We start from the raw sequence: 11,865 nt of genomic DNA on the forward strand, positions 1-11,865 counted from the left end.
GCAATGGGTCGAATCCGAAGAGGCCCCGAGCTTACACCATGGGGGTGCTCAGGTCTCGCTGCGGCGCATGGAAAAATTTTAATTGACCAAGAAGAACGATCGTTCTACTGTTCGAAACATGAACGACATGACCAGTAATGAAACCCGCGACATTATCCTCGACGTCACAGAAAAGTTGATCTATCGCCATGGCATCGCCGCCACCGGCATGGACTTTCTGGTGAAAACTGCCGGCGTCTCGAGAAAAAGTATCTACCGCTACTTTGCCAATAAAGACGAGTTGGTGATGGCCGCGCTGCAACGTCGCGATGAGCGCTGGATGCAGTGGCTGCGCACTGAAGTGGAACGTCGCGAAGACACCGGAGAACGCCTGCTGGGGCTGTTCAGCGCGCTCAAGGACTGGTTCGGCACGGCTGACTTCCGGGGCTGCGCGTTCATCAACACCAGTGGTGAAACCGGTGACCCGCAAGACCCGGTACGCCTGTTGGCCAAGGCGCATAAACAAAAACTGTTCGAGTACGCACTTGAACTGTGTCAAGCACATGGCACCCCCGACCCCGAACGGCAGGCCGCGCAACTGCTGATCCTGATCGATGGCGCCATTACCGTTGCCCTGGTGATGGGCGATTCAACGGCTGCCGATAATGCGCAATGCATGGCGCGAACGTTATTGGGACTTTGAACCCGCCAGTAGGCGCAACTTCCGATCAATCCTTATTCATTGAGGAATTGCCAATGTCATCGACTGTAGAAACACGTCCGCCCCTGCCGCCGTTCACCCGCGCGTCGGCCATCGAGAAAGTTCGCCTGGCCGAAGACGGCTGGAACTCCCGTGACCCGCAGCGGGTGTCCCTGGCCTACACGCTGGACACACAGTGGCGTAACCGTGCCGAATTTGCGCATAACCGCGAAGAAGCCAAAGGTTTCCTCACGCGCAAATGGGCCAAGGAACTGGACTACCGCCTGATCAAGGAGTTGTGGGCATTCACCGATAACCGCATCGCGGTGCGTTATGCCTATGAGTGGCACGACGATTCGGGCAACTGGTTCCGCTCCTACGGCAACGAAAACTGGGAATTCGACGAGAACGGCCTGATGGCCAATCGTTTTGCCTGCATCAACGATCTACCGATCAAGGAAAGCGAGCGCAAGTTCCACTGGCCGCTGGGCCGACGCCCGGATGATCATCCGGGGTTGTCCGATTTGGGGCTGTAAAACAGGTGGGGCCGGTTTGCCGGCCCCACTGCTTAATCCTGATTCAGCCCAACCCGATACAACACGCCATCATCTTCATCCGTCAGCACATACAAAAACCCGTCCGGGCCCTGCCGTACATCGCGGATCCGCGCCTTCAGGCCGCCGAGCAAACGTTCTTCGTGGATCACCTTGTCGCCATCAAACTGCAACCGGATCAACTCCTGGCTGACCAGCGCACCGATAAACACGTTGTGCTGCCAGGGCTTGAACCGATCCGCATCGTAAAACGCCATGCCACTGATACCCGGCGACTTTTCCCACACATGATGGGGCGGTACTGTGCCTTCCACCGTCTTGCCCTTGGCTTCGGGAATCGGTGTCAGGGAGTAGTTGATGCCGTGGGTGGCCAATGGCCAACCGTAGTTCTTGCCGCGCTCGATGATGTTGATCTCATCACCTCCGCGCGGCCCGTGTTCGTTTTCCCAGATCGTACCGCTCCACGGATTCAGCGCCAGCCCCTGGGGGTTGCGCTGGCCGTAGGACCAGATCTCCGGGCGCACGCCTTGCTGGCCGACAAAGGGGTTGTCATCCGGCACACGGCCGTCCGGATAGATGCGCACGACCTTGCCTTGCAACTTGTCCAGGTCCTGGGCCGTCGGGCGATCGTTGTTTTCACCCAGGGTCACGAAGAGGTAGCCATCGCGGTCGAACGCCAGGCGCGAGCCGAAGTGGTTGCCGGTCGACAACTTGGGCTCCTGGCGCAGGATCACCTTGAAGTCGGTCAAGCCACTCAGATCTGCCGCCAGGCGTCCACGGCCCACGGCTGTGCCAGCGGTACCGCCTTTGCCGCCGCCTTCCGCGTAAGAAAGGTACACCGTGCGGTCCTCCTTGAAGTCCGGCGACAACACCACATCCAGCAGACCGCCCTGCCCTTTGGCCCAGACTTGCGGCACGCCCTTGAGTGGCGCGGACAGCTTGCCGTCGGGGCTGACAAAGCGCAGGTGGCCAGGGCGCTCCGTCACCAGAAAGCCTTGCTTGTCCGGCAAAAAGGCCACCGCCCATGGGTGGTCCAGGCCTTTGGCGATTGGCGTCGCGGTGATGCTGCCTTGTTCGCTGGGGAACTGCTGGGCGTCAGCGGCGTGAGCGGCCGTCAACGGCAGCAGCGTGGTGGCGCAAAGGGCGGCTAACAGGCTTTTGCGTAGAAACATAAGGCGAGATCCTTACCGGCGATTGCCGTTGGCATCATAAGTGGGGGCTTTGGTTTCGGTGGCCGGGCGGCTGGGGGCGGCATTACGTTTGGGGTAGCTGTTGCCTATGCCGCCGTTTTCCAGGGTCGGCGTGCGTGTGGTCGGCCCGGTCTGGATACCGCGAACGGCCGGCGCATTTGGCTGGGTGCCCTGCATGCTATTGGGATTGGCCCGGTGGATCGGGCCGTTGTTGCCGTTGTTGTTGCCGGGCAGGTTTTGCGCCTGGGCCACCGGGATAAGGGCCAGACCCAACAGCAGCGCTGCTACGTGACGCATACAACTGTTCATGACAAAGCCTCTCTGGGGCGAGGAGTACGTGCTTTCGATAACACGCTACGCCTTGGGTTCGGCTTTCGACACTAAATAGTTTCTCGTCAGGTGTAACACGATCTGTCCGCGCATCTGCTCGGGGAAACTTTTCCCACCGCCTTCGAGTCACCAGAACACAGCCTCTTCAAAAGGAATCGCACCTATGCCACGGGCAATCTGGAAAGGCGCCATCAGCTTTGGCCTGGTGCATATCCCGGTCTCATTGGTCTCGGCCACCTCCTCTCAAGGCGTTGACTTTGACTGGCTGGACAAGCGCAGCATGGACCCGGTCGGTTACAAGCGCATCAACAAGACCACGGGCAAGGAAGTGACCAAGGACAACATCGTCAAAGGCGTTGCGTTCGAGAAAGGCCGCTACGTGGTGCTCAGCGAAGAAGAAATCCGCTCGGCCCACCCCAAATCGACCCAGACCATCGAGATCATCGCGTTTGTCGCCAGCGACCAGATCCCGTTGCAGAACATCGACACCCCCTACTTCCTCGCACCGGATAAGCGTGGCGGCAAGGTCTACGCCTTGCTAAGGGAAACCCTTAGAAAAACCCGCAAGGTCGCCCTGGCCAATGTGGTGCTGCACACCAAGCAGCACCTGGCGGCGTTGATGCCCCTGGACTCGGCGCTGGTGCTGGTGATGCTGCGCTGGCCGGCCGAAGTGCGCAGCCTGGACGAACTGGAACTGGGCAGCGACGTGACCAAACCGAGCCTGGCCAAGGGCGAGCTGGACATGGCCAAGCGCCTGGTGGACGACATGAGCGCCGACTGGCAGCCCGATGACTACCGCGACAGCTTCCAGGAAAAAATCATGGCGCTGGTGGCCAAAAAGGCCAAGGCCGGCAAGATCGAGGATGTGGAGACCAGCAAGGAGAGCGAAGAGCGCAAGTCCGCCGATGTCATCGACCTGACGGAACTGCTCAAGCGCAGCCTGGCCGGCAAACCTGCGAAGAAGCCTGCCACGAAGAAATCCACCAAGGCATCCTGAGTCATGTCCAAGCCCCTCAGCGAGTACAACCGCAAGCGCGATTTCGGGATTACCGCCGAACCGGCAGGCAGTGCGCCTGGCACTAAACGCAAAGCCTCGGCGCTGTCCTTCGTGATTCAGAAGCATGACGCACGCAACCTGCACTATGACTTTCGCCTGGAACTTGACGGTGTGCTGCTCAGTTGGGCCGTGCCCAAAGGGCCGAGCCTGGATCCCAGTCAGAAGCGTCTGGCCGTCCATGTAGAAGATCACCCCCTGAGCTACGGCGGCTTTGAAGGCAGCATCCCCGCCGGTCAGTACGGCGCCGGTGACGTCATCGTGTGGGACCGCGGTATCTGGCAGCCCCATGACGAACCCCGCAAGGCCTACGCGGCCGGCAAGCTCAAATTCACCCTGGTCGGCGAGAAACTCTCCGGAGACTGGGCGCTGGTGCGCACGCGCTTGAAAGGCAGCGGCGACAAGCAACAATGGCTGCTGATCAAGGAAAAGGACCCGCAGGCGCGCGCGGCCGACGACTACGATATCGTCCAGGCTCAACCCAACAGCGTGCTGAGTAATGCGTCAGTGGGAAAACCCAAGGCTCGGGCTAAAACCAGGAAAACCGCCCTCCCCGAGCAATTCTCCCCGCAATTGGCCACCCTGGTGGATCGCGCCCCCGAAGGCGATTGGCAATACGAAATCAAATTCGACGGCTACCGCATGCTTGCACGCATTCAGGACGGCGACGTGCGCCTGTTTACCCGCAACGGGCATGACTGGACCGACCGTCTGCCGCGCCAGGTCAAGGCCTTGCAGGCTCTGAAGCTCAAGGACAGCTGGCTGGATGGCGAGGTGGTCAGCCTCAATGGCGACGGCCTGCCGGACTTCCAGGCGCTGCAAAATGCTTTTGATATCGGCCGTAGCCTCGACATCGTCTACTACGTGTTCGATGCCCCCTTTCTCAACGGCCAGGACCAACGCCTGGCGCCGGTCGAGGATCGCCGCGCCGCTCTAAAGGTCGCGCTGGCCGGTAGCCGCAGCCAATTGCTACGTTTTTCCGAGGCATTCACCGCGCACCACCGAGACATCTTTGAAAGCGCCTGCGACTTGGCCCTCGAAGGCGTGATCGGCAAGCGCCTGGGCAGTCCGTACGTCTCCAGCCGCAATGCCGACTGGATCAAACTCAAATGCCGATTGCGCCAGGAGTTCGTGATTGTCGGCTACACCCGGCCACAGGGTTCACGCACGGGGTTCGGCGCGTTGTTACTGGCGGTAAATGACGAATCCGGCCTGGTGTACGCAGGCCGCGTGGGCACGGGTTTTGATCAAGCATCGCTCAAGACTATTTATGCGCAACTCACACCGTTGGAGCGCAAGACATCACCGCTTGAGAAGCCGCTGACCAGCACCCAAGCACGTGGCGTGCATTGGGTAGCGCCCACGTTGGTCGGTGAGGTGCAGTTTGCCGAGTGGACACGCGAGGGAGTGGTCCGCCAAGCCGCATTCGTCGGGCTGCGCACCGACAAGCCTGCGGCGCAGATTGTTCATGAACAACCGCGAACGGCCAAATCCATGAAGCCTGCCAAGAAGACCCGCAGTGATGTCAATATCACTCACCCAGACCGCGTGATCGACAAACAAAGCGGCACGCAAAAACAGCAGCTGGCGCAGTTCTACGACAGCATCAGCCAGTGGATTCTGCCCTTTCTGCACCATCGGCCCGTGTCACTGCTGAGAGCACCCGAAGGTATCGAGGGCGAGCAATTCTTCCAGAAACACTCGGAGCGCCTGGCGATACCCAACATCAAGCAGCTCGACCAGGCACTCGATCCCGGCCATGCGCGGCTGATGGAAATCGACAACGTCGGCGCGCTGATCGGTGCCGTGCAAATGAGCTCAGTGGAGTTTCACACCTGGGGCGCCACCTCGGACAAGATCGAAACCCCGGACCAGTTTGTGCTCGACCTCGACCCGGACCCGGCATTGCCCTGGAAAACCATGCTGGAAGCCGCGCAACTGACCCTGTCGGTGCTGGATGAGCTGGGGCTGCAAGCGTTCGTCAAGACCAGCGGTGGCAAAGGCCTGCACCTGATCGTACCGTTGGCGCGTCGGGACGGCTGGGACACCGTCAAAGCGTTCGCCAAGGCCATCGCCCAGTTCATGACCGAGCAGTTGCCGGAACGCTTTACCGCCACATCAGGGCCCAAGAACCGGGTCGGCAAGATCTTTATCGATTACCTGCGTAATGCACGGGGAGCCAGTACCGTGGCCGCGTATTCCGTGCGTGCGCGGCCGGGTTTGCCGGTGTCGGTGCCAGTCAGTCGTGAGGAGTTGAAGGGGCTACGCGGTGCGCAACAATGGACAGTCGCCAATCTGCAGCAACGTTTGAATACTTTGAAAACGGATCCCTGGGCGGGATATGCCAATCGACAGAAGATCAGCAAGAGGATGTGGGACAAACTGGGCGCCCATCCACCGAAGTGAACAGCGCCCGTGAAGCGGGCCTCAAATCAGCAGGAAAATCGCAGCCAATCCAGCAAAGATCGCCCACTTTTCCAGGTAGTAGCGCGTGCGATTGCGCTTTTTCAGTTCCTTGCCACGCAGACGAATCTTGTACAGGCGTGTGAACGCGCGGTTGAGCCCACCGGTCTTGTCCCCGGCATCGTTGGGCGAACCAGCGGCCGCCATCACGTTGCGGCTGAACCAGCGGTTGAACGCAGCGGCCCAGCGATACTTCATCGGGCGCTCAATATCGCAGAACAGGATGATGCGGTTCTGCTGCGTGGTGTTTTCGGCGTAGTGGATGTAGGTTTCGTCAAACATCACCGGCTCACCGTCACGCCAGTAGTAGTTTTCGCCATCCACATTGATGTAGCAGCCAGGATCGTTCGGAGTATCCAGGCCCAGGTGATAGCGGTATGAACCGGCATACGGATCACGATGGCGTACCAGCTTGGAGCCCGGTGGCAGCTCGGCAAACATCGCGGCCTTGATCGAACCAATGCTTTGCACCAGCTCAGTGGTGCGCGGGCACAGCTTCATCGCTGAAGGATGACTGTCGCCATACCATTTCAAGTAAAAACGCTTCCAGCCCGACTTGAAGAACGAATTGAAACCCACGTCGTTGTACTGGTCCGAACGTTTGATCTCCCCGGCACGCATGAGGTTCTGCCCTTCCAGGCGGATTTCTTCCCAGTGCGCCTGGAGCGGGCTCAAGTCGGGAAAATCGCTGGGCGACAGATACGGTCGGCTGGGCAGCTTGGAGAAGAGGTAGAGAAAGCAGTTGATCGGTGCCAGGAAGGTCGAATGATCACTGAGCTGGCGACCCAGCTTGTGCCGCACCCGGCCACGCAGGTGTACATACGCAATCGAGGCAACGTAGAGAACAACAATGATGAGTTTCAAGAGATTTCGTCACAAGTCAGAAGAGAACAGGCTGCTCCTGCGTGCCCACAACGGCCGAGGTTGGATAGCAGCACCTGAAATCACAATTCACACAATGGGCCCGACCGGCTGAGTGACAACCCGGCTCGTGGCCCTTTGCAGTTATTTAGCCACAGGTTGTAACTAAAAGTTAACTAAGAATTGTGAAAAGCTGTCTTGTGAATGTGTTGGGCGGGCTTGTTGTGCGGCAAGCCCGCAAAGGGTTCAGATGGACCTACGGGCGTGGCAAACGACGCTCATCGTGCACCGAGAAGGGCCCGGTTTCGCGGCGTACTCGAACGAAGTGTCGGATCAGTGCCACCAATACTCCCAGCATCAGACCTGCCAGCAGGCTCAATGCAACGATCACGGATTTTTTCGGTTTGAGCGGTCCCAGCGGCTCCTGCGCCTGCCGATCGACTGTCACCAGCTTCAGCGCGCTCATATCGATGTTTAGGCCACGCAGCCGAGATTCTTCAGCCCAAAGGGGTTCGACGTCTTGCAGGAACATATCTTCACTCTTGCGGCTGTCGAGCACTTCCACTTCGCGGTTGACTTCAAGCATGCGCAGTTCCTTGCCTATCTCAGCAATGCGGGGGTTGGTGAAGTCGCTGTTGGTACGTCGCGTCAGCGCAGCACGTTCGGCCTCCAGTGCCTCACTGCCCATGAAGTAGAGCGGGATCTTCTGATTGGTCACCTCAGTGCGCATAACCTGGCTGGAACCGCGCAGCGCCTCGGTTCCCATCGCTGAAGGTGTGGTGGGGTTCCGGATGCCGATAGACTTGGCAATCGAGATGGCTTCGGCCAGCTCGGCCAGGCGGCTGGTACGCTGCGTTTCCATCTGCAAACGCAACGCGCCGAGCTCATCACGCAATTGCGCACGCTTGACTTTATCCGCCTCCAACAACCTGGCGATCTGCGATGCCTTGCCGGTTTCATAGTTGGCACGCGCGGCGTCGATCTTGCCCTTGATCTCGCTGAGGCGGTTATTGACGATGACCTTGAGGTCAGCGCCGACTTGCTGCCGTTGCCGCGCAATGGCATAAGCCACCAACCCATTTAGAATCGCCACCCCGTCAATCCCGTTGGGGTACTGCATTTCCAGACGAACGGAATTACTATCGGCCTTCTTCGGATCCGGCATCACGAGGTTGATGGCATTGTTGTTGAACGCTTCGAAACTCTGTTCAAGACTACGCCCAGGCTGCTGGAACGCTTCAAACAGCGCGGGGTTGGCGCGAAAAAAACCTAAGCGGGTTTCGTAGGAATCCAGCTGCGCAGTGACTTTGGCCAGCGCGTCAGCCGGCGGCAGCTTGTAGACTTCGGACCGGTTGAGGGCATCGAGCTCATTGATAGCCGCAGGCCGTAGCACGCTGCTGACCTGATAAACCTTGGGCGCAAGATACGCATAGCCTACTCCCAGAAGGCCCGCCACGATCGTGCAACCGATAACCAGTTTTTTTTGCTTCCAGATCGCGCCGAACAGCTCAAAGAGATCGATTTCATCCGAAGGTAGATATTGATGAAGCTGGGGAGTGTTGTTCAAATGTCTTACACCCTGATGAGTTGAAATTCAGTGCCCTACTACAAAGACCTGATCAACTACTGAATAAACAGGGGGCAACGTCTGGGCACACACCATCTGTGGCCTTATGCCAGCAACGAGACCACCTAACTCACTGAAACTACACCTAGCAGCAAACGGTTTCATTTCAGTTACATGGGTGTCATGACTGACAAACACCCAGAGCTTAGACGGTTCGTATCAAGACGTTACCCCGCGACCAAGCAAAATAACGTTAATTGCCTGAAGTTATAACGAAAAATCGCATGTCAATTTAAAAAATAGGATTGTTCCTACGCGCATCTACGCAATAAATAAAAAAGAACGCCGCATTTACGCGAGCGTCCGGCGAAAAGCCCTTCAGCAAAAGGAATTTGTATGTCATCCATTCCAGACCCGGACTTGCAAGCCCTGCAAGGTGCCTGGGAGCAAACTTCACTCGAAGACAGTGGTGTGCTCAACCCAATCGATGCCCACAGTGCACCAGGGGCAATCACCACTATTACCGGCGACCGCTTCGAAGTGAAGACCGTCAGTGGCGAAGTGTTGCTGGCAGGCCGGTTTTACCTGGACAGCAGCACCGATCCCAAACACATCACCTGGATCGACGCCATCGGCGAAGACGCAGGTAAACACCTACCCGCCAGCTATCGCCTGGAAGCAGATGAATTTGTGTTCATTGCAGCCGATGAGAATATGCCCAGACCCACTGTATTCAGTACTGTCGCAGGTCAAACCATGCGCACTTTTATACGACGCGCCTGATCAGCGCATCATTTTCACAAAGCGTTCACTTTCGGGTCTATAGGGTGAAGCCTACCTACTCCAGTGAATCCCTTAGCCCGCCTCTCCTCGCGGGCTTTTTTTTGCCTGGAGCAATCGACTTATTCCGCACGCTTGGTGGCGGTCAAGGTAAAGCACATCGGCAACTGCGCCGGCTGGTGCTCGTACTGGTCGTACAGCTCTTCGCGATTGGAGTGCGCATATTCCTGCAGGTGGCCTATCTGCAACTGTGCGCAGATAGCAGCATTTACCACATCACCCAAGGTATGCACATACCAATAGGATGTGGGTCCTGCCACCTCGCCCTGGCCTTCATAGACAATCGACTCCTGCAGCACAAACGGCTCACGCTGGAAGTAGGAGCTGGCCGGCAGGAAAGGGTTTGACGCCCGCGGATCGAACACCTCCAGGAATGGATGGGTTTCATACATCACCAGCGTGCCGCCGGGTTTCAAGGTGCTGGCAACGTGGCGCATGAACTGCGCCACATCCGGCATCCAGCCCAGCACGCCGATGGTCACCAGAGCGATATCGAAACGCGCCTGCAAACGTTGCGGCAATTGGTGGATATCACTTTCTATGAACTCAGGGCTGTGCGGTGAGACGTCGGCCAGTTCACGGGCCTGTTGCAGAAACGCCCGGGATTGATCCACGCCCACCACCGAACGCGCACCCAGGCCGTACAGCGAGAGGCTTTCGCGACCATTGTTGCAGCACAGTTGCACCACATCCTTACCGTCCACACCCACGTCTTGCAGCAAGCCGGTCAGCGTCGGGTCCAGGCAAGAAAAGCCAGCCGCGCCGACACTGTTGAGCAGCGCGTTCCAGGTGTCCGTGGTTTTGTGCAGGCTGGCGGATTGGTCCCAGGCGTCCTTGTTGCAGTCGATTGCCTGTTGAGCTGAGGGCATGTCCATTGCGTCTCCAGATATTCATAACAGCGAGGCCCAGAAAATAAGCCAAGTGCCCTCGGATTAAAACCCCGAGAAGCGGGCGAAACTTAACGCAGGGCCCACAGGTCATTAACGCAATGCGTGTTCAGCCCTTGAACGCCGCCTCCGAAGACCTCGCCGTGGCCAAACACTCCGACCTGCGTAATGCCTTGTCCCTGGACAGTCTGAATTTCTTCCTGGCGGATGTTCGCGACGGTCTCGGCCCTTACCTGGCCATTTATTTGCTGGCCGTGCACAAATGGGATCCGGCCAGCATCGGCGTGGTCATGACGCTGGCAGGCATCGCCGCCCTACTCACCCAAGGCCCGGCAGGTGCCCTGATCGACCGCACCCGCAGCAAACGCGCAGTGGTGGCGCTGGCCGCCATCGTGGTGACCGGCAGCTGCCTGCTGCTGCCCTTTGTCAGTTCCTTCAGCCTGGTGGCGTTGACCCAGGCCGCCAGTGCTGTCGCCGCGTCCGTATTCGCGCCCGCCATCAGCGCAATCTCGCTGGGCATCACCGGGCCACGCGCGTTCACCCGCCGTACGGGGCGCAACGAGACCTTCAACCACGCCGGCAATGCCGTCGCGGCGCTGTTGGCCGGTGGCCTGGCCTATCTGTTTGGGCCCGTGGTGGTGTTTTACCTGATGGCCTTCATGGCCGTGGCGAGTATCGTCGCGATCAGTTGCGTGTCCGCAGAGGCGATCGATCACGAGGTCGCCCGTGGTTTTGACCCGGAGCATCACACGGACCACGAACAACCCTCCGGCGTGAGGGTATTACTGGCGAACCGTCCATTGCTGTTGTTTGCGATCTGCTGCGCCCTCTTCCACCTGGCCAATGCCGCGATGCTGCCGCTGGTCAGCCAGAAGCTCTCGCAGATCAACCTGCAGATGGCCACGCCGCTGACGTCGGCGTGCATTGTCGCCGCGCAATTGGTGATGGTACCGATGGCCTGGCTGGTCGGACTCAAAGCCGATATCTGGGGACGCAAACCCTTGCTGATGGCCGGCTTCATGATCCTGCCGCTGCGCGGTGTGCTTTACACGCTGTCTAGCGATCCGTACTGGTTGGTGGCCGTGCAAATGCTCGACGGCATCGGCGCCGGGATCTTCGGCGCGCTGTTCCCGGTGATCGTCAAGGACCTGACCCAGGGCACCGGTCGCTTCAATGTCAGCCTGGGTGCCCTGTCCACCGTCTTCGGTCTGGGTGCGGCGCTGAGCAGCAGCCTGGCTGGTTTCGTCGTGCAACAGGCCGGCTACAACGCGGCCTTCCTGACCTTGGCCGGCGTGGCGGCACTGGCGTTGGCGCTGCTGTGGCTGGCGATGCCGGAGACCTTGGCAAAACCATCCTTCGCCGGACATACAACTGTCGCCTGACATATGCGACAATGCGCGCCAAATTCCAACACACATCCAAAATCTTCTGCTCAGCGAC

11 protein-coding genes are annotated in these 11,865 nt (G+C 58.9%); 6 read left to right on the forward strand and 5 right to left on the reverse strand.

Going from position 1 to position 11,865, the window contains the following annotated elements; translation table 11 throughout:
* Window positions 1–118 precede the first annotated feature (118 nt).
* Both ACP7EW_RS23700 and ACP7EW_RS23705 read left to right on the forward strand, forming a co-directional pair.
* Window positions 119–682: a TetR/AcrR family transcriptional regulator gene (locus ACP7EW_RS23700; RefSeq protein ID WP_426220311.1), complete on the forward strand. Its 564-nt coding sequence runs from the start codon at window positions 119–121 to the stop codon at window positions 680–682.
* Between the two features lie 53 nt (window positions 683–735).
* Entirely contained in the window at window positions 736–1,215 is a 480-nt protein-coding gene (locus ACP7EW_RS23705; RefSeq protein WP_033901169.1) for a DUF1348 family protein, read from the forward strand.
* 32 nt (window positions 1,216–1,247) lie between these two features.
* Here ACP7EW_RS23705 and ACP7EW_RS23710 read toward each other — a convergent pair whose 3' ends face one another.
* Both ACP7EW_RS23710 and ACP7EW_RS23715 read right to left on the reverse strand, forming a co-directional pair.
* Window positions 1,248–2,405 carry a PQQ-dependent sugar dehydrogenase gene (locus ACP7EW_RS23710; protein WP_426220178.1) on the reverse strand — a complete coding sequence of 386 codons (1,158 nt, stop codon included), beginning with the start codon at window positions 2,403–2,405 and terminating at the stop codon, window positions 1,248–1,250.
* 12 nt (window positions 2,406–2,417) lie between these two features.
* The gene (locus ACP7EW_RS23715; protein WP_426220180.1) at window positions 2,418–2,732 is read right to left on the reverse strand and encodes a hypothetical protein; all 315 of its coding nucleotides are present in this window, start codon (window positions 2,730–2,732) and stop codon (window positions 2,418–2,420) included.
* Window positions 2,733–2,916: 184 nt separating this feature from the next.
* Here ACP7EW_RS23715 and ACP7EW_RS23720 point away from each other — a divergent pair, with 184 nt between their 5' ends.
* Together ACP7EW_RS23720 and ligD are read left to right on the forward strand one after the other, a co-directional pair.
* Window positions 2,917–3,750: a Ku protein gene (locus tag ACP7EW_RS23720; RefSeq protein WP_426220182.1), complete on the forward strand. Its 834-nt coding sequence runs from the start codon at window positions 2,917–2,919 to the stop codon at window positions 3,748–3,750.
* 3 nt (window positions 3,751–3,753) lie between these two features.
* Window positions 3,754–6,213, forward strand: a complete 2,460-nt coding sequence (gene ligD, locus ACP7EW_RS23725; protein WP_426220184.1) for a DNA ligase D — start codon at window positions 3,754–3,756, stop codon at window positions 6,211–6,213.
* Window positions 6,214–6,234: 21 nt separating this feature from the next.
* Here ligD and lpxO read toward each other — a convergent pair whose 3' ends face one another.
* A complete protein-coding gene (gene lpxO, locus ACP7EW_RS23730; RefSeq protein ID WP_426220186.1) occupies window positions 6,235–7,134 on the reverse strand; it encodes a lipid A hydroxylase LpxO in 900 nt (299 codons plus the stop codon).
* A 253-nt stretch (window positions 7,135–7,387) separates the two neighbouring features.
* Window positions 7,388–8,698, reverse strand: a complete 1,311-nt coding sequence (locus ACP7EW_RS23735) for a Wzz/FepE/Etk N-terminal domain-containing protein (protein ID WP_426220188.1) — start codon at window positions 8,696–8,698, stop codon at window positions 7,388–7,390.
* A 396-nt stretch (window positions 8,699–9,094) separates the two neighbouring features.
* Here ACP7EW_RS23735 and ACP7EW_RS23740 point away from each other — a divergent pair, with 396 nt between their 5' ends.
* Window positions 9,095–9,481: a TIGR03067 domain-containing protein gene (locus tag ACP7EW_RS23740; RefSeq protein WP_426220190.1), complete on the forward strand. Its 387-nt coding sequence runs from the start codon at window positions 9,095–9,097 to the stop codon at window positions 9,479–9,481.
* Window positions 9,482–9,600: 119 nt separating this feature from the next.
* Here the strand turns inward: ACP7EW_RS23740 and ACP7EW_RS23745 are convergent, their stop codons facing one another.
* Complete coding sequence (locus tag ACP7EW_RS23745; protein ID WP_426220192.1) at window positions 9,601–10,413, reverse strand: class I SAM-dependent methyltransferase; 813 nt, start codon at window positions 10,411–10,413, stop codon at window positions 9,601–9,603.
* A gap of 155 nt (window positions 10,414–10,568) precedes the next feature.
* Between ACP7EW_RS23745 and ACP7EW_RS23750 the strand changes: the two genes are divergently transcribed.
* Entirely contained in the window at window positions 10,569–11,807 is a 1,239-nt protein-coding gene (locus ACP7EW_RS23750) for an MFS transporter (RefSeq protein ID WP_426220313.1), read from the forward strand.
* Window positions 11,808–11,865: the final 58 nt, after the last annotated feature.

Origin of the sequence: Pseudomonas sp. DWRC2-2 (genome assembly GCF_049897885.1) — a bacterium.
Taxonomy (GTDB): Bacteria; Pseudomonadota; Gammaproteobacteria; order Pseudomonadales; family Pseudomonadaceae; genus Aquipseudomonas; species Aquipseudomonas azotoformans_A.

What these genes read in the sequence shown, in the direction of transcription:
- ACP7EW_RS23700 (WP_426220311.1), top strand. Translation starts at nt 119, where the DNA reads ATGAACGACATGACCAGTAATGAAACCCGCGACATTATCCTCGACGTC.
- ACP7EW_RS23705 (WP_033901169.1), top strand. Translation starts at nt 736, where the DNA reads ATGTCATCGACTGTAGAAACACGTCCGCCCCTGCCGCCGTTCACCCGC.
- ACP7EW_RS23710 (WP_426220178.1), bottom strand. Translation starts at nt 2,405, where the DNA reads ATGTTTCTACGCAAAAGCCTGTTAGCCGCCCTTTGCGCCACCACGCTG.
- ACP7EW_RS23715 (WP_426220180.1), bottom strand. Translation starts at nt 2,732, where the DNA reads ATGAACAGTTGTATGCGTCACGTAGCAGCGCTGCTGTTGGGTCTGGCC.
- ACP7EW_RS23720 (WP_426220182.1), top strand. Translation starts at nt 2,917, where the DNA reads ATGCCACGGGCAATCTGGAAAGGCGCCATCAGCTTTGGCCTGGTGCAT.
- ligD (WP_426220184.1), top strand. Translation starts at nt 3,754, where the DNA reads ATGTCCAAGCCCCTCAGCGAGTACAACCGCAAGCGCGATTTCGGGATT.
- ACP7EW_RS23740 (WP_426220190.1), top strand. Translation starts at nt 9,095, where the DNA reads ATGTCATCCATTCCAGACCCGGACTTGCAAGCCCTGCAAGGTGCCTGG.
- ACP7EW_RS23745 (WP_426220192.1), bottom strand. Translation starts at nt 10,413, where the DNA reads ATGGACATGCCCTCAGCTCAACAGGCAATCGACTGCAACAAGGACGCC.